Here is a 22727-nt window from a genome sequence, read left to right as displayed (position 1 = left end):
GCCGGCGTTTGAGGCGCCGCCGGAGGCGCCGGTGGGCGCGCGCGGCGGATCGCCGGCCGGTGAGGGCCGCTCGCGTGAGGCGCCGCCGGAGGCAGGGGCGCCGGGGCCGTAACGGCGGAGCGGCGGGCCCCCGCGTGGGGACCCGCCGCTCCGGTGCGCGCAGCGCGACGTCAGACGACGATCAGCGCATCCAGCGGCGCCCCGCCGAGGGCCGACTCCAGCCGAGCCCTCCCCGGCAGGAACGACAGTTCCATCAGCACCGCGACCCCGGCCACCTCGGCCCCGGCCCGCCGGATCAGCTCCAGCGAAGCCTCGGCCGTACCACCGGTGGCCAGCACGTCGTCGATGACCATGACCCGGTCACCCGGCGCCAGGTCCTCCGCGTGGACCTCGATCTCCGCGGTGCCGTACTCCAGCTCGTACGACTGCGCCAGGGTCGCCCCCGGCAGCTTGCCGGCCTTGCGGACCGGGATGAAGCCGATCCCCGACCGGACCGCGGCCGGCGCCGCCAGGATGAACCCGCGCGCCTCCAGCCCGACGATCTTCGTCGCGCCACGGGCTTCGCACAGCCCCGCCAGCACGTCCGTCAGCGCGGAGAACGCCGCCGGGTCCGCCAGCAGCGGGGTGATGTCCTTGAACAGCACGCCCGGCTTCGGGTAGTCCGGTACGTCCTTGATGCGGCTGAGCAGCAGCTCGCGCACCCCTTCGGGCAGCTCCACGGGCACGCCGACCGCGCTCACCGGCGCCGCCCCGAAGCCCGACCGCCACGGCCCTGGGCCACGACACCGCTGTCGTCACCCGCCTCCGGGGAGGCGTCGTCCGCCGACTCCCCCTTGGCCTCGGCGGCGGCCCGCTTGGCGAGCACCCGCTTCTTGAGCGCCTTCATCGCCGGCTCGCGCTCCTTGAGGTCGACGACCAGCGGAGTCGCGATGAAGATCGAGGAGTACGCACCGGCGGCGAGGCCGACGAACAGCGACAGCGAGATGTCGTTGAGCATGCCCGCGCCGAGGAAGCCGCCGCCGATGAACAGCAGCGCCGCGACCGGGAGCAGCGCCACGACGGTGGTGTTGATCGAGCGGACCAGGGTGCCGTTGATGCTGCGGTTGGCGACCTCGCTGAAGGTCCAGCGGGTCTGCTTGGTGATGTCCTTCGACCCCTCCTTGAGACCGTCGAAGACGACGACGGTGTCGTAGAGGGAGTAACCGAGAATGGTCAGCAGACCGATCACGGTGCCCGGGGTGACCTCGAAGCCGACGAGCGCGTACACGCCGACGGTGATGGTGAGGTCGTGGATCAGTGCGATGAGCGCGGCGACGGCCATCCGCCACTCGAAGGCGATCGCGAGGTAGATCACCACGAGGATCATGAAGACGCCGAGGCCGGTCCAGGCCTTGTTGGCGATCTGCTCGCCCCAGCTCGCGCCGACCTGGTCCGAGTTGATGTCCGCCGCGTTGACCTTGAGGTCGGTGGCGAGCTTCTTCTTCACCTCGATGGCGGCGGACGGGTCCAGGTCGGAGATCTGGATGCGCAGGCCGCCGGTGCCCAGCTTCTGGACGATCGCCTCGTGGCCGGAGGCCGACTTGGCGGACTCCGTGGCCTTGGCGATCGAGGCGGACGTCTTCGGGGTGGTGAAGACGGCACCGCCCTTGAACTCGATGCCCATGTTGAGGCCTTGTACGGCCAGGGCCACGATCGCCGTGATGGTGATCAGGATGGAAACGCCGTACCAGAGAAAACGCTTGCCGACGAAGTCGTATCCGACCTCACCGCGGTACAGCTTGGCGCCGAGATCGCCCAGCTTCGACATGTCTCACGCCTCCTTTGCGTCGACGGGGGCGGAGACAGCGGCGGCGTCCGTACCGGCACCGGTGCGCCGGGAGCGGCGCAGCGGGGGCTTGGCACCCAGTCGCTTCGGGTCCAGCCCGGACCACGGGTGGCCGCTGGAGAAGAACTTCGTGCGGGCCAGCAGGGTCATGACCGGCTTGGTGAAGAGGAACACCACGACCACGTCGAGCAGGGTGGTCAGACCCAGGGTGAAGGCGAAGCCCTGCACCTTGCCGACGGTGACGATGAAGAGCACCGCGGCCGCCAGGAACGACACGAAGTCGGAGACCAGGATGGTGCGACGGGCGCGCGGCCAGGCCCGCTCGACGGCCGGACGCAGGGTGCGGCCCTCGCGGATCTCGTCGCGGATGCGTTCGAAGTAGACGATGAACGAGTCCGCGGTGATGCCGATCGCGACGATCGCACCGCAGACGGCGGGCAGGTTCAGCGCGAAGCCGATGGCCTTCCCGAGCAGCGACATGATCTCGTAGGTGAGGATGCCGGACACCACGAGGCTGATGATCGCGATGAACGCCAGGCCCCGGTAGTAGGCCAGCAGGTAGATCACGACGAGGGCGAGGCCGATGGCGCCGGCGATGAGACCGGCCTTCAGCTGCTCGCCACCGAGCGCGGCGGTGACGGTGGTGACGTTGTCCTCCTGGAAGGACAGCGGCAGGGCGCCGTACGAGAGCATGTTGCCCAGGTCCTGCGCGGTCTGCTGGGTGAAGCCACCGGAGATCTCGGCGCTGCCGCCGGTCAGGGCCTGGCTGACGTACGGGTCCGAGACGACCTCGTTGTCGAGGACGATCGCGAACTGGTTCTGCGGGGACTGCTTGGTCGCCAGCTCGCCGGTGATCTTGGCGAACTTGTCGGAACCCTTGTCCGTGAACTGCATGGTGACGATCCACTGACCGCGCTGGGTGTCGATGACACCCTTCGCGTCCTTGACGTCCTTGCCGTCGACACCGGCCGGGCCGAGCAGCCACTTGCCCCAGGTGTCGCCGCGCTTGCCGCAGGCGAGCGTCGCGTCACCGGGCTTGACGCCCTGGGCGACGGCCGCGCGCTGCTTCTCGTCGGTGCAGTCCAGGGCGATGAACTTCGCCTGCAGGTCCGCGACGGCCGCGTCGGCGCCCGAGGGGGTCGGGGTGGGGGCCTTGGCGTCGTCTGCCTTCTTCGACTCGCTCGCGGAGGGCGAGGGAGAGGGGCTGCCGGTGGCCATCAGGGCCTCGGGTACGGCACGGCCCTGGGAAGTGGCGCTGGACGACGGGCTGGGCGACTGGCTCTTGCCACCATCGCCCTTCGGGGCACCGGAGGTGCTCGCCGAGGGGGACGGGCTGCCGGAGGCGCCCGTGGACGGAGTGGGCTGGGGGGCGATCGGCTTGCCGTCCGCGAAGGCGAGGACGGGGCGGAAGTACAGCTGCGCCGTCGTACCGACCTGGTCGCGCGCCTGCTTCTCGTTCGCACCCTTGGGGATGTTCACGATGATGTGGTCGCGGCCCTGGGTCTGGACCTCGGCCTCCGACACACCGAGACCGTTGACGCGGCGCTCGATGATGCCGACCGCCGTGTTCATGTTGGTCTCGTTGATCGCGTCCGGCTTGCCGGGCTCGCTCTTGGCCTTGAGCGTGATGCTCGTACCGCCCGCGAGGTCGATGCCAAGCCGGGGAGTCGTCTGATGGGTCAGGAACATCCCCGCGGTGAGCGCCACCATCGCGATCAGGATGATGGCCAGGGCGCGCCCCGGCCTCCCCTGAGCCCCCGTGGGCCGCCGGCCCTTCTTCGGTGCTGCCACCTTGTCGTATCTCCCTGTCCAACCGCCCCGCGCCGGGTCAGCGCGCAAACGGCCACGAAATGTGTGTGGGGACCCCTGCCCCCCGCAGAATCGGGTCACTGAAGGGGACCGCCGCGGCCTCCGATCAGGCGCCGTGCGGTCCCCCGCCGAGCGCTACTTGGCGCCGGCCTCGCCGTCGGTCTTGCCGTCCTTGGGCTCGTCGGCCGCGGGCTCGTCCTTCTTGCCCAGGTCGAGCTTGGGGGCTTCCGCCTTGTCGGCGTCGGCGGGCTCGTCCTTGAGCAGCGAAGAGGCGTCGTCCGGGACGATCGGCGTGTCGATGTTCAGATCATCACCGGTGCCGTGGACGATGCGGTTGTACTCCTCGTCCTCCAGAACGGCGCCGATGGCGTTCTTCGCGTAGATCGCGTGGACGCCGGGGGCCACCTCGAGGGTGACGGTGTCGTCGCCGATCTCCTTCACCGTGGCGTACATGCCGCCGATGGTGCGCACGCCGGTGCCGGGGCCCATCTGGTCGCGCATGGAGACCGCCGCCTGCTGCTTCTTCTTGGCGGAACGCGTCATCAGGAACATCGCCCCGATGAGCACGACGAACGGGAGGAAGGTCAAGAGGCTACTGTTCACGGGACGAAGATCCTTCGCACGACCGCACGGGAAGCGGCCTTTTTCTACGGGGGGTGGGCATGCCGGCCGTTACGGCCAGCATCGGCGGAGTCTAGGCGAGTCCACACCGATGGAACAACGCCCAGCATGGCACCGCAGTTCCTGACCCGGCGAACCTCCGCGCCGTCAGGACCCGAACAAGCCACCTTGCCCGGGCGATCCGGTCCCGGGCCGGGCCGGCGGGACGAGCCCCAGGTGAGCCCATGCGGCGGGCGTCGCGACCCGTCCCCTGGGCGTCCGCGCCAGCAGTCCCTCCCGCACCAGGAACGGCTCGGCGACCTCCTCGACGGTCTCCCGCTCCTCCCCCACCGCGACGGCGAGGGTCGACAGGCCCACCGGACCGCCGCCGAACAGCTTGAGCAGGGCCTCCAGCACGGCCCGGTCCAGCCGGTCCAATCCGCGCTCGTCCACCTCGTACACCTTGAGCGCGGTGGCGGACACCTCGCGGTTGATCACCCCGTCCGCCCGGACCTGCGCGTAGTCGCGGACCCGGCGCAGCAGCCGGTTCGCGATGCGCGGGGTGCCCCGGGAGCGGCCCGCGATCTCGGCGGCGCCCGCGGTGTCGATCTCCACGTCCAGCAGCCGGGCGGAGCGGTGGATGACCCGTTCCAGCTCCTCGGGGGCGTAGAACTCCATGTGCCCGGTGAATCCGAAGCGGTCGCGCAGCGGCGGCGGCAGCAGGCCGGCCCGGGTGGTCGCTCCGACGAGGGTGAAGGGGGGCAGCTCCAGCGGGATCGCGGTGGCGCCCGGCCCCTTGCCGACGATCACGTCGACGCGGAAGTCCTCCATGGCCATGTAGAGCATTTCCTCGGCGGGCCGCGACATCCGGTGGATCTCGTCGAGGAAGAGGACCTCGCCCTCCTGGAGGGAGGAGAGGATCGCGGCGAGGTCGCCCGCGTGCTGGATGGCGGGGCCGGAGGTGATCCGGATCGGGGCGCCCATCTCGGCCGCGATGATCATCGAGAGCGTGGTCTTGCCGAGGCCGGGGGCGCCGGAGAGCAGGACGTGGTCGGCGGTGGCGCCGCGCTGGCGGGCCGCCTTGAGGACCAGGTCGAGCTGCTGGCGCACCTTCTCCTGGCCGACGAACTCCTCCAGGTCCTTGGGGCGCAGGGCCGCCTCGACCGCGCTGTCCTCGCCGTCGGCGGCGGCCGCGACGAGCCGGTCCGCCTCGTCGGGGACGGCGCCCGCCGCTCCGGCGTCCGCCGCGTACGCGCCGTCCTGGTAGGGATCGCTCTCGTCGTACGGGTTCACGGTGTCAGTCTGCCTTCTGGGTCTGTGCGGTTCGCGCGGCGCGTACGGGTGCTCAGCGGGCGCGGTTCAGGGTCTGCAGGGCGGCGCGCAGCAGCTGCGGCACGGGGGCCGGGCCGCCGGCGGCCAGGGCGGCCTCGGCCTGCGGGGTGACCGCGGAGACCGCCTCGTCCGCCTCGCGGGCGGCGTAGCCGAGACCGATCAGGGCGGCTTGGAGCTGCTCCGTCCAGGGAGCCGGGCCGGCGGCCGCGGCGGCCCGTTGCGCCCCGACCAGGGCGCCCGTGCCCAGCGGCTGGCCGAGCTTGTCCTTCAGCTCCAGGAGCAGCTTCTGGGCGCCCTTCTTGCCGATGCCGGGCACTGCCGTCAGGGACTTCTCGTCCCCGGTGGAGACCGCGAGGCGCAGCGCGTCCGGGCTGTGCACGCCGAGCATGGCCTGGGCGAGGCGCGGACCGACCCCGCTCGCGGTCTGGAGCAGCTCGAAGACCTGGCGTTCGTCGTCGTCCGCGAAGCCGTACAGGGTGAGCGAGTCCTCCCGGACGACCAGGGAGGTGGCGAGCTTGGCCTCCTGGCCCAGCCGCAGTCCGGCGATGGTGTGCGGCGTGCAGTGCACCGCCATGCCCACGCCGCCGACCTCGATGACGGCCGTGGTGGGGGCGAGCGCGGCGACGGCGCCGCTGACGAAGGCGATCATCGGTTACGGCCTTTCAAGGCTCTCTGAGCGGACGGAACGGACTGGGCGTTGCCGGCGGTGGCGTTCGAGGCGCGCGTCGCCGCGTGCAGGGCCACGGCCTGCTGGAGCCGGTTCTGCGCGGGGGCGCGCCAGATGTGGCAGATGGCGAGGGCGAGGGCGTCGGCCGCGTCCGCGGGCTTGGGCGGCGCGTCGAGCCGTAGCAGCCGGGTCACCATCGCCCCGACCTGCGCCTTGTCGGCGCGGCCGCTGCCGGTGACGGCGGCCTTGACCTCGCTGGGCGTGTGCAGGACCACCGGCAGTCCGCGGCGGGCGGCGCACAGCATGGCCACGGCGCTGGCCTGCGCGGTGCCCATGACGGTGCTGACGTTGTGCTGGCTGAAGACGCGCTCGACGGCGACCACGTCGGGCCGGTGCTCGTCGAGCCAGGCTTCGAGTCCGACCTCGATCGCGACGAGCCGGTGGCCGATGTCCGCGTCCGGCGGGGTCCGTACGACGCCCACGCCGCGCATGGTCAGCGGTCGGCCCGCGACCCCCTCGACCACGCCCACGCCGCACCGGGTCAGGCCGGGGTCCACCCCGAGCACGCGCACTGGCCCCTCCTTCGTCCGTCCGTTCGTGCAGGCTATCGGGCGCCGCCGACATCGGGCGCGCGCCGGGCGCGCGAACGCCGACGGGCCGTCGGGGAGTCCCCGACGGCCCGTCGTGCGTGGTGGTGATCGGCGCCGATCAGGCGTCGACCTTCTCCATGACCTCGTCGCTGACGTCGAAGTTGGCGAAGACGTTCTGCACGTCGTCGCTGTCCTCCAGCGCGTCGATCAGCTTGAAGATCTTGCGCGCGCCGTCCTCGTCCAGCTCGACCTGCATGGTCGGCAGGAAGTTCGAGTCGGCCGAGTCGTAGTCGATGCCGGCGCTCTGGAGGGCGGTACGGACCGCGACCAGGTCGGTGGCCTCGCTGATGATCTCGAACTGCTCGCCGAGGTCGTTGACCTCTTCGGCGCCCGCGTCGAGGACCGCGTCGAGGACGTCGTCCTCGCTCAGCTCGCCCTTGGGCAGCAGGACGACGCCCTTGCGGTTGAACAGGTAGGAGACCGAACCCGGGTCGGCCATGGAGCCGCCGTTGCGGGTCATCGCGACGCGCACGTCCGAAGCGGCACGGTTGCGGTTGTCGGTGAGGCACTCGATGAGCACCGCGACACCGTTCGGGCCGTAGCCTTCGTACATGATCGTCTCGTAGTCGGCGCCGCCCGCTTCGAGACCGGCACCGCGCTTGAGCGCGGAGTCGATGTTCTTGTTCGGGACGGAGCTCTTCTTGGCCTTCTGGACGGCGTCGAAGAGCGTCGGGTTGCCGTCGAGGTCAGCGCCACCGGTGCGCGCCGCGACCTCGATGTTCTTGATCAGCTTCGCGAAGAGCTTGCCGCGCTTGGCATCGATCACGGCCTTCTTGTGCTTCGTCGTAGCCCATTTAGAGTGGCCGGACATCTGCCTGTCTCCTTCGCGTAACCAACGGTGTTCGCCACAGATCCTACCGGGACTCCTCCCCCGAGCGGATCAGGACCCCGCGCGCACCATGTCCACGAAGTAGGCGTGCACCCGGTGGTCTCCCGTGAGCTCCGGGTGGAACGACGTGGCCAGTACGTTGCCCTGCCGCACGGCGACGGTGTGGCCGTCGTACGTCGCGAGCACCTGGGCGGCCGCGCCGACCGACTCGACCCAGGGCGCCCGGATGAAGACGCCCTCGACCGGGCCGCCCGCTATGCCGGCGAAGTCGATGGAGGCCTCGAAGGACTCGTTCTGACGGCCGAAGGCGTTGCGGCGCACGATCATGTCGATCCCGCCCAGCGTCTCCTGGTCGTCACGGCCGCCGAGCAGCTTGTCGGCGAGCATGATCATGCCCGCGCAGGTGCCGTAGACCGGCATCCCGGACCGCACGCGCTCGCGCAGCGGCTCCAGCATGCCGAAGAGCACGGCGAGCTTCGACATGGTCGTCGACTCGCCGCCGGGGATCACCAGGGCGTCGACCTCGGCGAGCTCCTCGGGGCGCCGGACCGGCCTGGCCACGGCGTCCGCCGAGGCCAGGGCGATCAGGTGCTCCCGTACGTCGCCCTGGAGGGCCAGGACGCCGATGATCGGGGGATTGTTCATGGGTGGGGTGCCTTACCAGCCGCGGTTGGCGTAGCGCTCGGCCTCGGGCAGGGTGTCGCAGTTGATGCCGACCATGGCCTCGCCCAGGTTGCGGGAAGCGTCCGCGATGATCTTCGGGTCGTCGTAGAAGGTGGTGGCCTTCACGATGGCGGCGGCGCGCTTGGCCGGGTCGCCCGACTTGAAGATGCCGGAGCCGACGAAGACGCCCTCGGCGCCGAGCTGGCGCATCAGCGCGGCGTCGGCGGGGGTGGCGACGCCACCGGCCGAGAACAGCACCACGGGGAGCTTGCCGAGCTCGGCGACCTCCTTGACCAGCTCGTACGGGGCGCGCAGGTCCTTGGCGGCGGCGTACAGCTCGTTGTTGTCGAAGCCGCGCAGCTTGGCGATCTCGTTCTTGATCTGGCGCAGGTGGCGGACGGCCTCGACGACGTTGCCGGTGCCGGCCTCGCCCTTCGAGCGGATCATGGCCGCGCCCTCGGCGATGCGGCGCAGGGCCTCGCCCAGGTTGGTGGCGCCACAGACGAAGGGGGTGGTGAAGGCGAACTTGTCGCTGTGGTTGACCTCGTCGGCCGGGGTCAGGACCTCGGACTCGTCGATGTAGTCGACGCCGAGGGACTGGAGCACCTGGGCCTCGACGAAGTGGCCGATGCGGGACTTCGCCATGACCGGGATGGAGACGGCCTCGATGATCTCTTCGATCATGTTCGGGTCGGACATGCGGGCGACCCCGCCGTCCTTGCGGATGTCGGCCGGGACCCGCTCCAGCGCCATGACGGCGACGGCGCCCGCGTCCTCGGCGATCTTCGCCTGCTCGGCGTTGACCACGTCCATGATCACGCCACCCTTGAGCTGCTCGGCCATGCCGCGCTTGACGCGAGAGGTGCCGATCTCGGGGTTCTGCGAAGGGGTGGAAAGCGTGCTCACGGGAGGACCTCACTCGAAGGAAGACGGGTACTGCACTGAGCAAACCCTCCGGACCAGTCCACTGCAAGGGCCAATGCACAGGCGGTGGCCTGTGCCGCCCGATCGGCCCAGGGCCGCTCAGGGGCGGTCGGCGAGGTGGGCCGGGGGCTCGTCGTCCATTTCGAAGGCGAGCGGGAAGGGTGCGTGTCCGGCCAACCGGAACCAGCGGACCTTGCGGTGCCGGCGCAGCGCGCGGGCGGCACGGACGGCGTCGTTGTGGAAGCGCCGGGCCATCGGAACCCTGCGCACGGCGGCCGCCAGCTCCTCCGCGGCGACCTCGCCGCCGGGTGCCCGCTTGACCTCCTCGACCTGGTCGGCGTCCGCGAAGACCGCGCGCAGGGCCTGGGACAGTTCACTTTCGGCCACCTCGCGGTGCTCCTCCTCCACCTGGCGGGCGGCGTGCGCGGCCTCGTAGAGCACGAGGGAGGACGCCGGGTCCAGTACGCCGGAGGTGGCCACCTCCAGGACCACCGAGGCCCGGCGCACGAGCTGTGCGTCGAGCGCGGCCCGGGCGGCGTCCATCCGCGAGTGCAGGCGGTCGAGCCGGCCGGCGGTCCAGCTGAGGTAGACCCCGATGGCGCCGAGCGCCAGGGCGATCCATACGAGGGTTTCGATCACGGGCGGCGACTTTACCTCCCCGCGGGCCGCTCCCCGCGCGGCCCGCGCGCACCCGGGGACGCCCGGCGGGACGCCCCGAGGGGCGCCCGGGCGGGCGTGCTCAGGAGAAGGAGGACGGGGTGGCGCCGCGGGTCAGGCCGAGCCGGGCGCGCAGTCCGACGCGTTCGTCCGTGGCCACCGAGGCCGCGCCGTCCGCGACCGTCTCGTACACCGCCAGGACGTCCGCCCCGACCGTCGACCAGTCGAAGCGCCGCACGTGGGCGGAGCCCCGGGCGCTCAGCCCGGCCCGCCGCTCGGGATCGCGCAGCAGCGCGATCGCGCCCGCGGCCAGCGCGTCGGCGTCCTCGTTGGCGAACAGCTCCCCCGCCGCGCCCTTGTCCAGGACCTGGGCGAAGGCGTCCAGGTCCGAAGCCAGCACCGGGGCGCCGGCGGAGAGCGCCTCGACCAGGATGATCCCGAAGCTCTCGCCGCCGGTGTTGGGGGCGACGTACACGTCGACGCTGCGCAGCAGCCGCGCCTTGTCCTCGTCGGAGACCATGCCGAGGAACTCCACGCGCTCGCGCAGGGCGGGCGGCAGCGAGGCCACCGCCTCCTCCTCGTCACCGCGGCCGGCGACCAGCAGCCGCACGTCCGGGCAGGCCTCGACGATCTTCGGGAAGGCCGCCATCAGCACCGGCATCCCCTTGCGCGGTTCGTCGATGCGGCCGATGAAGCCGAGCGTGCCGCCCTGCCACTCGGGCTTCGCCTCGGCGCCGGCGAAGAAGTCGACGTCGACGCCGTTGGGGATGACGACGGCGTCCCCGCCGAGGTGTTCCACCAGCGTGCGCCGGGCGTACTCGCTCACCGCGATCCGCGCGCTGATCTTCTCCAGCGCGGGCTGCAGGATCGGGTACGCGGCGATCATGGCGCGCGAGCGCGGGTTCGAGGTGTGGAAGGTGGCCACGATCGGGCCCTGGGCCGCCCAGCAGGCGAGCAGGCCGAGCGAGGGCGAGGTCGGCTCGTGGATGTGGATGACGTCGAAGGTGCCCTCGTGCAGCCAGCGGCGCACCCGCGCGGCCGAGATGAAGCCGAAGTTCAGCCGGGCCACCGAGCCGTTGTAGGGCACCGGCACCGCGCGGCCCGCCGAGACCACGTACGGCGGCAGCGGGGTGTCCTCCTCCGCGGGGGCGAGCACCGAGACCTGGTGACCGCGCTCGATCAGGTGTTCCGCCAGGTCACGGATGTGGAACTGGACGCCGCCGGGGACGTCCCAGGAGTACGGGCACACGATGCCGATCTTCATCCGGTGCCCTCCCGGCGGTCCGTGGCCGCCAGCGGCTCCCGGGGTTCCAGGTCCTCCAGCCACAGCCGCTGCAGCATGTGCCAGTCCTCGGGGTGCTCGGCGATCCCGGCGGCGAAGGCGTCGGCCACCGCCTGGGTCATCGCCGCCGTCTTCTCGTCCCGGGTGCCGCTCTTCGGTTCGGACACCGGCGGGTGGAAGCGGCCCCGCATCACCGGAGCGTCGTCGTACCAGAGGGTCACGGGCACCAGCAGGGCGCCGGTCTGCTGGGCGAGCAGCGCCGGACCGGCGGGCATCCGGGCCGTGGACCCGAAGAAGTCCACCTCGACGCCGGAGGAGGACAGGTCCCGGTCGGCGACCAGGCAGATCAGCCCGCCGGAGCGCAGCCGGCGGGCGAGGGTGGCGAAGGCGGCGCCGCCGCTGTGCGGCAGCACCTCCATGCCGAGGCTCTCGCGGTAGGCCACGAAGCGGTCGTACAGGCTCTCCGGCTTGAGGCGTTCCGCGACCGTGGTGAAGGGGATGCCGTGGTGACTGGTGACCCAGGCCCCGGCGAGGTCCCAGTTGGCCAGGTGCGGCAGCGCGATGATCACGCCGCGGCCGGCGGCCATGCCGTCGAGCAGGACCTGCTCGTCGGTCATGACGACTTCCCTGCCGAACCGTTCCTTGTTCATGGCGGGCAGCCGGAAGGATTCCATCCAGTAGCGCATGTAGGAGCGCATGCCCGCCCGGGACAGCTCCCGCAGCCGCTCCGGCCCGGCCCCGGGCACCACCCGGGCCAGGTTCGCCTCCAGCCGCAGCACGCTCTTGCCGCGGCGCTTCCAGGTGCGGTCCGCGATCGTGCGGCCGAGCGCCGCCGCCGTCGGTTCCGGCAGCTTCTTGACCGCGGCCCAACCGAGCCCGAAGACCCCGTCCGTCAGCCGGTCCGCCAGCGCGCCCATCAGGCGGCGCCGCCCTCGGCAGCAGCGGCCGCGTCGGCCTCCGCCGCCTCGCGGCGCACGGTCACCACCCGCTGGATCAGCGTCACCAGCGAGCCGACCGCGACCACCCAGAGCGCGACGGGCAGCAGCACGCCGATCCAGGAGGGCACGCCGAAGGTCTCCAGGCCCGACACGCCGGCCGCGACCAGCGTGATCACCAGGCGCTCGGCGCGCTCGACCAGCCCGTTGACGGCGACCGGCAGGCCGATCGCCTCGCCCCGGGCCTTGGTGTACGAGACGACCTGGCCGCTCGCCAGGCAGAAGATGGCCACGGCGCACAGCATGTTGTCGTGGCCCGATCCGGCGTACCAGAGCGCCAGGCCACCGAAGATCGCGGAGTCCGCCACCCGGTCCAGCGTCGAGTCCAGGAACGCGCCCCACCGGCTGGAGACCCCGGCCTGTCGCGCCATGTTCCCGTCGACCAGGTCGGAGAACACGAAGAGGGTGATCGTGATCGTGCCCCAGAAGAACTCTCCCCGCGGGAAGAAGACCAGCGCTCCGGCCATCACTCCGGCCGTGCCGATCAGGGTGACCGCGTCCGGGCTCACCCCCCGACGGAGCAGAAACGCGGCGAACGGTGTGAGGACACGCGTAAAGAATGCACGCGCGTACTTGTTCAGCATGGCCTTCCCAGGGGGTCGCTGGGCCGCACGGCCACCACGGCCACCGGCTGGCCCATCGTAGCCAGCGCCCGGGGCCCGCACCGCCGCGCACCCACCGTGGGGCTCCGGCAATACCCGGATCGCGCCACGCGGGCGCCCGACCGGGGGTGGCCGGGTACGACGTATGGACGCAGTGTGACGCCAGTGCAAAGCTCGAAGGATCCCACCTCACCGTTGCACCGGGAGGCACGAGAATCATGGGTGACAAGACGCAGCAATCCGGGGCCGCCGGCAGGGCACTGACGGCCGACCGCCCCTCCGCGATACGCAATGTGGTGCTGGTCGGCCACAGTGGAGCCGGAAAGACCACCCTGGTCGAAGCCCTCGCCCTGACCGCCGGAGCCGTCGGCCGGGCGGGCCGGGTCGAGGACGGCGCGACCGTCTCCGACTACGACGAGATCGAGCACCGGCGCCAGCGCTCGGTCCAGCTCTCGCTCGTCCCCGTCGCCTGGGGCGACATTAAGATCAACATCCTGGACACCCCCGGATACGCCGACTTCGTCGGAGAACTCAGGGCCGGTCTGCGCGCCGCGGACGCGGCCCTCTTCGTCGTCTCGGCCGCCGAGGGCGCCGCGGACGGCGGCGACGGCGCCGGGCTGTCCGGCGCGACCCGCATGGTGTGGGACGAGTGCGCGGCCGTCGCGATGCCCCGCGCCATCGTCGTCACCCACCTGGAGGCCGCCCGCGCCGACTACGACCGGATGGCCGCCGTCTGCGGCGAGACCTTCGGCCCCGACGACCCCGACGCCGTCATCCCCCTCTACCTGCCGCTCCACGGCCCCGTCGGGCCCGACGGCCACGCCCCCGTCACAGGGCTGCTCGGCCTGCTCTCGCGGCGCGTGTACGACTACACCTCCGGCGAACGGGTCGAGCGCGACCCCGACCCCGCCGAGCTGGCCCTGATCACCGACGCCCGGGCCCGCCTGATCGAGGGGATCATCGCCGAGAGCGAGGACGAGACCCTCATGGACCGCTACCTCGGCGGCGAGGAGATCGACCTGGGGACCCTCGTCGACGACCTGGAGCGCGCCGTCGCCCGCGGCACCTTCCACCCCGTGCTGATGGCCGCGCCCGCCCCCGAGGGCGCCCGCCAGGGCCTCGGCACGGTCGAACTCCTCGAACTGATCACGGGCGGCTTCCCCACCCCCCTCGAACGTCCGGCCCTCGCCGTCACCGACCCCGGCGGCGCCCCCCGTCCCGCCGTCACCTGCGACCCCGACGGCCCGCTGCTCGCCGAGGTGGTCAAGACCTCCTCCGACCCCTACGTCGGCCGGGTCTCCCTCGTCCGCGTCTTCTCCGGCACCCTGCGCCCCGAGGAGACCCTGCACGTCTGCGGCCACTTCCCCGGCGCCGACGGCGCGGCCCCCCGCGACCTGCACGAGGCCGACGAGCGCGTCGGCACCCTCACCTCCCCCTTCGGCAAGCAGCAGCGCCCCCTCACCCACGGCATCGCGGGCGACCTCGCCTGCGTGGCGAAACTCAACCACGCCGAAACCGGCGACACCCTCTCCGCGAAGGCCCGCCCGCTCCTCATGGAGCCCTGGGCGATGCCCGACCCCCTGCTCCCCCTCGCCATCGAGGCCCACAGCAAGGCCGACGAGGACAAGCTCTCCCAGGGGCTCGCCCGGCTCGTCGCCGAGGACCCCACGATGCGCCTGGAGCAGAACCCGCACACCCACCAGCTCGTCCTGTGGTGCCTGGGCGAGGCCCACCAGGAGGTCGCCCTGGAGCGGCTGCGCACCCGCTACGGCGTCCGGGTCGACGCCGTCCCCCACCGGGTGAGCCTGCGCGAGACCTTCGGCGCCAAGGCCACCGGGCGCGGCCGGCACGTCAAACAGTCGGGCGGCCACGGCCAGTTCGCCATTTGCGAGATCGACGTCGAGCCGCTGCCGGCGGGCAGCGGCATCGAGTTCGTGGACAAGGTGGTCGGCGGCGCCGTCCCGCGCCAGTTCATCCCGTCCGTCGAGAAGGGAGTACGGGCCCAGGCCGCCCGCGGCGTCGCCGCCGGATACCCGCTCGTCGACGTACGGATCACCCTGCGCGACGGCAAGGCGCACTCCGTGGACTCCTCGGACGCGGCCTTCCAGACCGCGGGCGCGCTCGCCCTGCGCGAGGCGGCCGCCGAAGCCGAGATCCACCTCCTCGAACCCGTCGCCGAACTCACCGTCCTGGTCCCCGACGCCTACGTGGGCCCCGTCATGAGCGACCTCGCCGGGCGCCGCGGCCGGGTCGTGGGCACCGAACCGGCGGGCCCCGGACGCTCCGTGGTGCGCGCCGAGATACCCGAGATCGAGATCGGCCGCTACGCCGTGGAACTGCGCTCGGTCTCGCACGGCACCGGCGGCTTCAGCCGCGGCTACGCCCGCCACGAGCCCATGCCGCCCCACCTCGCGGACAAGATGCGCGAACAGGCCGAGAAGGGTAACTAGTTGACATAGCGCCCGGGGTACCGCCCACCCAACCCGCTTGCGGAGGGCGGTATTTCCCTGTCCCATGACCATCGGGGGACGACCCTCGCTAGGCTCTTTCAGGCTCGGCGGGGCGGGGCAGGACCTCGGGTGACGGGACACCGAACAGCGGGACACCGGGCACGCACGACAGCACAGCGATGGGGGCAGCGGTGGCGGACGACGGTTTCGACTTCAGGCCGGGGGCGCAGATCCCCCTCCAGGGCGGTGGCGGCCAGACCGCCGCCACCAACGCGCTGGCCTCCGCCGCGTACCGCGACGGCAAGCCGGACGAGATACTCAAAGCCAACAACGAGCACTACGAATCCACCGTGAAGAAGGGGAAGCTCTCCCTCTTCGAGCCCAACTTCGGCGAGGCCTTCTGCCGGGCCGTCGAAGCCCGCATGCTCGGCGCCGGCCGCAAACCGCTGATCCAGTCCTTCGGCGCGGACCCGCAGACCGTCGTCGAGCACTGCCTCGCCGCCTCGCGCCTGCGCAAGGAGCGCGACCAGAAGCTCCGGCTGATCACGCTGGTCTGCGGCGTGCTCTTCCTGCCCGGACTCCTGCTGTGGCTGGGCCTGTTCCAGCTGCGCAAGTCCCTCGCCGGGAACGAGGGCAAGCGCGCCTCCTGGATGGGCACCGCGCTCCTCGTCGGCGTCGCGCTCGTGGTGGCGGTGCTGATGTTCCGGCTGCCGTTCACCGGATTCTGGGGCCTGTACCTGCGGGCGATGGTCATCGCCCCGGCCGTGGGCTGGCTGTTGGCCTCCCGGATCGCCGAGGCGGCCGCCAAGGACATGCGCGCCCGGTGGGACGGCCTGCTCGGCGGGGCCTCCGTCGGGGCCAAGATCCCCGAGGCCGTCCCCGGCAACCCCGACGAGACCTCCCGCGAGGACCTGCGCCACCAGCTCGCGAAGCTCACCGCCGAGGGCCGCAGCAACTCCGTCTTCTACGCCGGCCCCAAGGGCATCCTGGGCATGGGCACCCGGTGGGGCAGCTGGCAGCTGGCGGAGGACCTGGCGCCCAAGACGGAGGGCACCGAGATCCACCCCTTCCGCAGTTGGGACGTGATCCGCGCGATCCACGACCAACTGCGCATGCTGGAGCGCGGTCCGCTGCACACGGGCGGCTTCCCGCCGCCCTCCATCACGCACTGGATCGTCACCCCGGTCGGCGAGGGCGCCAAGGAGGTCGCCCGCCCCACCGGCGCGGACGTCGACGCCTTCCTCATCAAGCAGCACGAGATCACCCGGATCTGCAACGAGCAGCAGTTCGGCGCGGGCAACCGGCACTATCTCGGGGTCCAATGGCCCCTGTGGGACGGTCAGTTGGTGATCACGATGATGGTGACCGTGACCGTGCTCTACAAGACCTTGCGCGTCGACGTCACCGCCCACTCCCTCGGCCCGGTGCACGGCCTGTTCACCACCAAGTCGGCGCCGAAGACCACCGAGGTCGCCAAGACCGTCCGCTTCTGGGAGACCGTGGAGCGCACCCACGCCCTCGTGGACGCCTCCGAAGTGGTGCGCCTCGCGGTCCGCGCGCCCTTCACCTGGTACCCGCCGCTGCTCGACTTCCTGGGCGGCAAGCTGGTCCTGCCCGAGCCGTTCGGCGTCCGGCACGTGTGGGCCGGTTCGATGTGGCGGCACCGCTTCATGGCCGACGACGCGATGCGCACGGCCACCCCGGTGCTGCGGGCGGTCCACGCGGCCGCCATGCGCGTCCTGGACGAGAACGGCGTCGACACCGACCGCTTCGTGAACCGCTCGATGATCGTGAGCGGCATGGTCCAGGACGCCGCGCCCCGCAAGGCCGACGCCTACGACGCCTGAGCCGCCCCCGGTCCACGCCCGTCCCGCACCGCCCCGCACCGGCCCCGCCGGTGCGGGGCGGTCGGCGTTCCAGGGAGGGAAAACAAAAAGGCAAGGAGGTGAAACCACTCCTTGCCACTCTCAACTTATAGCGCACAGGGGGGCTTGCGGCAAGGCCCCGGTGCCGGGGCAGAATCGCGCATCCACCCCCCTGCCGCCCCGCTTTGGAGATCCGCCACGTGCGACCGCTGCCGTCCCCGACCACCCCGACCACCCGCGCCTTCGACCTGCCCGACCACCTCGGCCCCAAGGCCGACCCGGCGCTGATCGGCGGCGACGAACGCCACTTCGCCGCCATCTCGGCGACCCTCGACCAGACGATCGCCGAGCTGTCCGACCAACTCGCGGCCACGCGCCGGGCGCCCGGCGGGATCGGCCGCGGAGCGATGGACCGGGACGCGGAGATCCACCGCCTGACCGCGCGCCTGCGCACCCTGCGCCGCTTCGGCCTCGACCTGTGCCTGGGGCACTTCGTCCCCGCGGACGGCTCGGAGCCCGTCCACGTCGGACGGCTCGGCCTCACCGACAGCCACGGCCGCCGCCTGCTCCTCGACTGGCGCTCCCCCGCGGCCGAACCGTTCTTCGCGGCCACCCACGGCAACCCGATGGGGCTGGCGAGCCGCCGCCGCTACCGCTGGACCCGCGGCCGGATCACCGACTACTGGGACGAGGTGTTCGACGCCGACGGGCTCGAAGGCCGCGCCGCGCTGGACGACCAGTCCGCCTTCATCGCCAGCCTCGGCAGCAGCCGCTCGGACCGGATGCGCGACGTGCTCGCCACCATCCAGGCCGACCAGGACGCGATCGTGCGGGCCGGCTCCCGCGGCGCCCTCGTCGTCGACGGCGGCCCGGGCACGGGCAAGACCGTCGTCGCCCTGCACCGCGCCGCCTACCTCCTCTACTCCGACCCCCGCCTCGGACACCGCCGCGGCGGCGTGCTCTTCGTCGGTCCGCACCAGCCCTACCTCGCGTACGTCGCCGACGTCCTGCCCAGCCTCGGCGAGGAGGGCGTACGCACCTGCACCCTGCGCGACCTCGTCCCCGAGGGCGCCACCGCCGCGGCCGAGCGGGACCCCGCGGTGGCCCGCCTGAAGGCGTCCGCGGACCTGGTCGGGGCGATCGAGCCGGCCGTCCGCCTGTACGAGGAGCCGCCCACCGAGGGCACGACGGTCTCGACCCCCTGGTCCGACCTCTGGCTGAGCCCCGCCGACTGGGCGGCCGCCTTCGACGCGGTCGAGCCCGGCACCGCGCACAACGAGGCCCGGGAGCAGATCCTGGAAGAGCTGCTCGCGATCCTCGTGGACAAGGACGACAGCGGGGCCGCGCCCCACCTGCTGCGGCGCTCCCTCATCCAGGACGAGGAGCTGATCGGGACCCTGCGGCGCGCCTGGCCGATGCTCGACGCGGGCGACCTGGTCGGCGACCTGTGGTCGGTGCCCGCGTACCTGCGCAGGTGCGCGCCGTGGCTCGCCCCCGAGGACGTACGCACGCTCCAGCGCGCGGACGCCCGCGCCTGGACCCTCTCCGACCTGCCGTTCCTGGACGCGGCGCGGGCACGGCTCGGCGACCCGGAGGCCGCCGGGCGCAGGCGCCGGGGCGAAGCCGCCGCCGCGGCCGAACGCGCCCGCCGGGCCGAGGCCATCGACAGCCTGCTGCAGAACACCGTGATCGAGGAGGACGAGGGCGCGCTCGGCATGCTGCACGGGCAGGACCTCCGGGAGGCCCTGGTCGACGGGAGCACCCGCGCCGACACCGAAGTCGATCCGCTGCTGGGACCGTTCGCGCACGTGGTGGTGGACGAGGCCCAGGAGCTGACCGGCGCCGAGTGGCAGATGCTGCTGCTGCGCTGCCCGTCCCGCAGCTTCACGATCGTCGGGGACCGCGCCCAGGCCCGCCACGGCTTCACCGGGTCGTGGCGGGAACGGCTGGAGCGGGCCGGGCTCGACCGGATCACCGTGGCGTCCCTGAGCGTCAACTACCGGACACCGCGAGAGGTGATGGCGGAGGCGGAACCGGCCATCCGGGCCGTGCTCCCGGACGCCAACGTGCCGACCTCCGTCCGCAGCAGCGGCCTCCCCGTCGTCCACGGGTCCGTCACGGAGCTGGCCGCGACCCTCGACGGCTGGCTCGCGGCGAACGCCGAGGGGACCGCCTGCGTCATCGGCGCCCCCGGGTTCCGGGCGACGGATCGCGTGCGGTCACTGACGCCGGAGCTGTCGAAGGGACTCGAATTCGACCTGGTCGTCCTCGTCGATCCGGACGACTTCGGCGCGGGCATCGAGGGCGCCGTCGACCGCTACGTCGCGACGACCCGCGCGACCCGGCAGCTCGTCGTCCTGACGAGCGGGTAGCCCGCCGGTGCCGTGCCGGCACGAGGCCGGCGTGCGGTCAGCTCGCGCCGAGCGGCGCGCCGTCCTCGGCGTCGAGCTGGTGGTCCGCCCAGACGTAGCTCGCGGGCAGCAGGTCGGCGATGGGGACGGAGCGCGGTGCGCCCTGCACCGTGACGATGACCTCGATGGTCGGGAAGTAGTCGAGCAGGACCTGGCGGCAGCGGCCGCAGGGCGGCACGATCCCGCGGTCCCGGTCGCCGACGGCCACGATCGTTTCCAGGTCGTGGGCGCCCTGGGCCGCGGCGGCGCCGATGACGACGAGTTCCGCGCAGGGGCCGCCGGTGAAGTGGTAGGCGTTCACGGCCGTGACGATCCGGCCGTCCCGGTCGCGGGCCGCGGCGGCCATGGTGTGGTTGTCGCCCCGGCAGCGCGTGGCCGCGACCTGCGCCGCGGCCCGGACCAACTCGTGGTCGACCTCGCGGGTCCGCTCCCCCATCTAGTCGACCGGCCAGGAGTCGGCGAGCATCTGCCGCGTGTCGGCGAGGAGTTGGGGCAGGACCTTGGTGTGGCCGACCACCGGCATGAAGTTCGTGTCCCCGCCCCAGCGCGGCACGATGTGCTGGTGCAGGTGCGCGGCGATGCCGGCGCCGGCGGCGGCGCCCTGGTTCATCCCGATGTTGAAGCCGTGCGCTCCGGAGGCCTTGCGCAGCGCGACCATGGCCCGCTTGGTCAGGTCGGCGAGTTCGGCGGTCTCGGGGCCGTCCAGCTCGGTGTAGTCGGCGACGTGCCGGTAGGGGACGACCATGAGGTGTCCGCCGTTGTACGGGTACAGGTTGAGCACGGCGTAGACGTGCTCGCCCCGGGCCACGACCAGCCCGTCCGCGTCGGACATCTCCGGAATCCCGCAGAAGGGACAGCCGTCCCCGGCCTCCGGGCCGGTCGGCTTGTTCTCCCCTTGGATGTACGCCATCCGGTGGGGCGTCCACAGCCGCTGGAACGCGTCCTGCGTGCCGACACCGATCTGCTGCTCCGGCTCACTCGTCATGGGATGCAGCATATGACCTTGCCGCGACGGACGAGGAAGGCCCCCGGGAAGTGATCACTTCCCGGGGGCCCCGACCCGTACGGATCATCCGTGCGTCGGCCGTGGATCAGACCTGGACGCGGTCCTCGACGACCTGGACCAGCTTCGCCAGGGCGTCGGCCTTGGGTACGCCGTTCTCCTGCGAACCGTCGCGGTAGCGGAAGGAGACCGTGCCCGCCGCCATGTCCTCGTCGCCGACGATGATCATGAACGGGACCTTGAGCTTCTGCTGGTTGCGGATCTTCTTCTGCATCCGGTCCGACGAGGCGTCCACCTCGACCCGCAGGCCCTTCTTCTTCGCCTCGGCGGCGAACTCCTGCAGGTACTCGATGTGCGCGTCGCCGATCGGGATGCCGACCGCCTGCACCGGGGCCAGCCACGGCGGCATGACACCCGCGTAGTGCTCCAGCAGCACGGCGAAGAACCGCTCGATGGAGCCGAACAGCGCGCGGTGGATCATGACCGGCTGCTGCTTGGTGCCGTCGGGGCCGGTGTACTCCAGGTTGAAGCGCTCCGGCAGGTTGAAGTCGAGCTGCACGGTCGACATCTGCCAGGTGCGGCCGATGGCGTCACGGCACTGGACCGAGATCTTCGGGCCGTAGAACGCGGCGCCGCCCGGGTCCGGGACCAGCGGGAGGCCCTGCTTCTCGGCGACCTGGCGCAGGGTCTCGGTGGCCTCTTCCCAGATCTCGTCCGAGCCGACGAACTTCTCCGGGTCCTTGGTCGACAACTCCAGGTAGAAGTCCGTCAGACCGTAGTCGCGCAGCAGGTTCAGGACGAAGGTGAGGGTCCGGTCCAGCTCCTCCGCCATCTGCTCCTTGGTGCAGTAGATGTGCGCGTCGTCCTGGGTGAAGCCGCGCGAGCGGGTCAGGCCGTGCACGACGCCCGACTTCTCGTACCGGTACACGGTGCCGAACTCGAAGAGGCGCAGCGGCAGTTCGCGGTAGGACCGGCCGCGCGCATCAAAGATCAGGTTGTGCATCGGGCAGTTCATGGGCTTGAGGTAGTAGTCGGTACCACCGTCGAGCTGCATGGGGGGGTACATGCCGTCCGCGTACCAGTCCAGGTGGCCGCTCTTCTCGAAGAGGGCGCCCTTGGTGGCGTGCGGGGTGTAGACGAACTCGTAGCCCTCTTCCTCGTGCCGCTTGCGCGAGTAGTCCTCCATCACCCGGCGGATGGTGCCGCCGCGCGGGTGGAAGACGGCGAGGCCGGAGCCGATCTCGTCCTGGACGGAGAAGAGGTCCAGCTCGACGCCGAGCTTGCGGTGGTCCCGCTTCTCGGCCTCGGCGAGGAAGTCGAGGTGGGCCTTCAGCTCGTCCTTCGACGGCCACGCGGTGCCGTAGATGCGCTGGAGCATCGGGTTCTTCTCGCTGCCGCGCCAGTAGGCGGCCGCGTTGCGCATCAGCTTGAACGCCGGGATGTTGCGGGTGGTCGGCAGGTGCGGGCCGCGACACAGGTCCGACCAGCACAGGTCGCCGGTCTTGGCGTCGATGTTGTCGTAGATGGTCAGCTCGCCGCCGCCCACCTCGACGTCCGCGCCGTCGTCCGAGGTCGCCGCCGAACCCTTGAGCCCGATCAGCTCCAGCTTGTACGGCTCGTGCGCCAGCTCCTCGCGGGCCGCCTCGTCGGTGACGACGCGGCGCGCGAAGCGCTGCCCGCGCTTCTGGATCTCCTGCATCTTCTTCTCGACGGCCTTGAGGTCGTCGGGGGTGAAGGGCTTCGCGACGTCGAAGTCGTAGTAGAAGCCGTCCCGGACCGGCGGGCCGATGCCCAGCTTGGCCTCGGGGAAGAGCTCCTGCACGGCCTGCGCCATGACGTGCGCGGTCGAGTGGCGCAGGATGTTCAGGCCGTCCTCGGAGGAGATCTCCACCGGCTCGACGGTCTCGCCGTCCTTGACCTCGTACGAGAGGTCCTTCAGCTCGCCGGCGACGCGCGCCGCGACGACGGTGCGTTCACCGGGGAAGAGGTCGGCCGCCGTAGTGCCCGTGGCCACCACGCGCTCGTCCCGCTCGGAATCGCGTTGGATGATCACACGGACGTCTGACACCGGTCTCTCCTGACTCAGGGGGTGCGCGAGCGAACACTGCGCGCCTGAATCGTACCGAGCCGGACGGCCCGGCCGCTAAACGGTTACTTCGTGGC

General features: G+C 71.8%; 20 protein-coding genes. 3 read left to right on the top strand and 17 right to left on the bottom strand.

Annotation, left to right across the window (positions count from 1 at the left end; all coding sequences use genetic code 11):
• Positions 1-170 precede the first annotated feature (170 nt).
• The 14 genes from ACZ4UB_RS23375 to pgsA form a co-directional block, all read right to left on the bottom strand.
• On the bottom strand, positions 171-713 hold the full coding sequence (locus ACZ4UB_RS23375; RefSeq protein WP_468072871.1) for an adenine phosphoribosyltransferase: 543 nt from the start codon (positions 711-713) through the stop codon (positions 171-173).
• Positions 714-736: 23 nt separating this feature from the next.
• Positions 737-1807 (bottom strand): protein translocase subunit SecF, encoded by a 1071-nt coding sequence (secF, locus tag ACZ4UB_RS23370; protein ID WP_468072788.1) that lies wholly within the window; start codon positions 1805-1807, stop codon positions 737-739.
• A 3-nt stretch (positions 1808-1810) separates the two neighbouring features.
• The gene (gene secD / locus ACZ4UB_RS23365) at positions 1811-3616 is read right to left on the bottom strand and encodes a protein translocase subunit SecD (protein ID WP_468072786.1); all 1806 of its coding nucleotides are present in this window, start codon (positions 3614-3616) and stop codon (positions 1811-1813) included.
• A 153-nt stretch (positions 3617-3769) separates the two neighbouring features.
• Entirely contained in the window at positions 3770-4237 is a 468-nt protein-coding gene (yajC, locus tag ACZ4UB_RS23360) for a preprotein translocase subunit YajC (RefSeq protein WP_468072784.1), read from the bottom strand.
• Between the two features lie 165 nt (positions 4238-4402).
• Positions 4403-5527, bottom strand: a complete 1125-nt coding sequence (ruvB, locus tag ACZ4UB_RS23355; RefSeq protein WP_468072782.1) for a Holliday junction branch migration DNA helicase RuvB — start codon at positions 5525-5527, stop codon at positions 4403-4405.
• A gap of 52 nt (positions 5528-5579) precedes the next feature.
• On the bottom strand, positions 5580-6215 hold the full coding sequence (gene ruvA, locus ACZ4UB_RS23350) for a Holliday junction branch migration protein RuvA (protein ID WP_354382562.1): 636 nt from the start codon (positions 6213-6215) through the stop codon (positions 5580-5582).
• Entirely contained in the window at positions 6212-6805 is a 594-nt protein-coding gene (gene ruvC / locus ACZ4UB_RS23345) for a crossover junction endodeoxyribonuclease RuvC (protein ID WP_354382563.1), read from the bottom strand. Before ruvC ends, ruvA begins: the two co-directional genes overlap by 4 nt.
• Before the next feature lie 136 nt (positions 6806-6941).
• On the bottom strand, positions 6942-7694 hold the full coding sequence (locus ACZ4UB_RS23340; RefSeq protein WP_354382564.1) for a YebC/PmpR family DNA-binding transcriptional regulator: 753 nt from the start codon (positions 7692-7694) through the stop codon (positions 6942-6944).
• 69 nt (positions 7695-7763) lie between these two features.
• Positions 7764-8357, bottom strand: a complete 594-nt coding sequence (gene pdxT, locus ACZ4UB_RS23335; RefSeq protein WP_468072779.1) for a pyridoxal 5'-phosphate synthase glutaminase subunit PdxT — start codon at positions 8355-8357, stop codon at positions 7764-7766.
• A 12-nt stretch (positions 8358-8369) separates the two neighbouring features.
• Positions 8370-9281: a pyridoxal 5'-phosphate synthase lyase subunit PdxS gene (gene pdxS, locus ACZ4UB_RS23330; RefSeq protein ID WP_354382566.1), complete on the bottom strand. Its 912-nt coding sequence runs from the start codon at positions 9279-9281 to the stop codon at positions 8370-8372.
• A gap of 117 nt (positions 9282-9398) precedes the next feature.
• On the bottom strand, positions 9399-9938 hold the full coding sequence (locus ACZ4UB_RS23325; RefSeq protein WP_354382567.1) for a hypothetical protein: 540 nt from the start codon (positions 9936-9938) through the stop codon (positions 9399-9401).
• Positions 9939-10038: 100 nt separating this feature from the next.
• Entirely contained in the window at positions 10039-11220 is a 1182-nt protein-coding gene (locus ACZ4UB_RS23320) for a glycosyltransferase family 4 protein (protein WP_468072777.1), read from the bottom strand.
• On the bottom strand, positions 11217-12155 hold the full coding sequence (locus ACZ4UB_RS23315; RefSeq protein ID WP_468072775.1) for a phosphatidylinositol mannoside acyltransferase: 939 nt from the start codon (positions 12153-12155) through the stop codon (positions 11217-11219). The genes ACZ4UB_RS23320 and ACZ4UB_RS23315 overlap by 4 nt, the downstream gene beginning before the upstream one ends.
• Positions 12155-12817, bottom strand: coding sequence for a phosphatidylinositol phosphate synthase (pgsA, locus tag ACZ4UB_RS23310; protein ID WP_354382570.1), 663 nt, complete (start codon positions 12815-12817; stop codon positions 12155-12157). The genes ACZ4UB_RS23315 and pgsA overlap by 1 nt, the downstream gene beginning before the upstream one ends.
• A 236-nt stretch (positions 12818-13053) precedes the next feature.
• Between pgsA and ACZ4UB_RS23305 the strand changes: the two genes are divergently transcribed.
• The 3 genes from ACZ4UB_RS23305 to helR all read left to right on the top strand — a co-directional run bounded on the left by ACZ4UB_RS23305 (position 13054) and on the right by helR (position 19522).
• Positions 13054-15285, top strand: a complete 2232-nt coding sequence (locus ACZ4UB_RS23305) for an elongation factor G-like protein EF-G2 (RefSeq protein WP_468072772.1) — start codon at positions 13054-13056, stop codon at positions 15283-15285.
• A 191-nt stretch (positions 15286-15476) separates the two neighbouring features.
• Entirely contained in the window at positions 15477-17132 is a 1656-nt protein-coding gene (locus tag ACZ4UB_RS23300) for a hypothetical protein (protein WP_354382572.1), read from the top strand.
• Positions 17133-17350: 218 nt separating this feature from the next.
• A complete protein-coding gene (gene helR / locus ACZ4UB_RS23295; RefSeq protein ID WP_468072770.1) occupies positions 17351-19522 on the top strand; it encodes an RNA polymerase recycling motor ATPase HelR in 2172 nt (723 codons plus the stop codon).
• Positions 19523-19559: 37 nt separating this feature from the next.
• Here helR and ACZ4UB_RS23290 read toward each other — a convergent pair whose 3' ends face one another.
• The 3 genes from ACZ4UB_RS23290 to thrS all read right to left on the bottom strand — a co-directional run bounded on the left by ACZ4UB_RS23290 (position 19560) and on the right by thrS (position 22632).
• The gene (locus ACZ4UB_RS23290) at positions 19560-19997 is read right to left on the bottom strand and encodes a cytidine deaminase family protein (protein ID WP_468072768.1); all 438 of its coding nucleotides are present in this window, start codon (positions 19995-19997) and stop codon (positions 19560-19562) included.
• Entirely contained in the window at positions 19998-20558 is a 561-nt protein-coding gene (locus tag ACZ4UB_RS23285) for an HIT family protein (RefSeq protein ID WP_354382574.1), read from the bottom strand.
• A gap of 94 nt (positions 20559-20652) precedes the next feature.
• Complete coding sequence (thrS, locus tag ACZ4UB_RS23280; RefSeq protein WP_468072765.1) at positions 20653-22632, bottom strand: threonine--tRNA ligase; 1980 nt, start codon at positions 22630-22632, stop codon at positions 20653-20655.
• Between the last annotated feature and the right edge of the window lie 95 nt (positions 22633-22727).

The organism is Streptomyces sp. NPDC028419 (assembly GCF_055565515.1).
This window is presented reverse-complemented; position numbering and strand designations above follow the sequence as displayed.

Coding starts and splice junctions, on each gene's coding strand:
- secF (WP_468072788.1), bottom strand. CDS start 1,807: ATGTCGAAGCTGGGCGATCTCGGCGCCAAGCTGTACCGCGGTGAGGTC.
- ruvA (WP_354382562.1), bottom strand. CDS start 6,215: ATGATCGCCTTCGTCAGCGGCGCCGTCGCCGCGCTCGCCCCCACCACG.
- ACZ4UB_RS23340 (WP_354382564.1), bottom strand. CDS start 7,694: ATGTCCGGCCACTCTAAATGGGCTACGACGAAGCACAAGAAGGCCGTG.
- pdxT (WP_468072779.1), bottom strand. CDS start 8,357: ATGAACAATCCCCCGATCATCGGCGTCCTGGCCCTCCAGGGCGACGTA.
- ACZ4UB_RS23320 (WP_468072777.1), bottom strand. CDS start 11,220: ATGAAGATCGGCATCGTGTGCCCGTACTCCTGGGACGTCCCCGGCGGC.
- ACZ4UB_RS23315 (WP_468072775.1), bottom strand. CDS start 12,155: ATGGGCGCGCTGGCGGACCGGCTGACGGACGGGGTCTTCGGGCTCGGT.
- pgsA (WP_354382570.1), bottom strand. CDS start 12,817: ATGCTGAACAAGTACGCGCGTGCATTCTTTACGCGTGTCCTCACACCG.
- ACZ4UB_RS23305 (WP_468072772.1), top strand. CDS start 13,054: ATGGGTGACAAGACGCAGCAATCCGGGGCCGCCGGCAGGGCACTGACG.
- ACZ4UB_RS23290 (WP_468072768.1), bottom strand. CDS start 19,997: ATGGGGGAGCGGACCCGCGAGGTCGACCACGAGTTGGTCCGGGCCGCG.
- ACZ4UB_RS23285 (WP_354382574.1), bottom strand. CDS start 20,558: ATGCTGCATCCCATGACGAGTGAGCCGGAGCAGCAGATCGGTGTCGGC.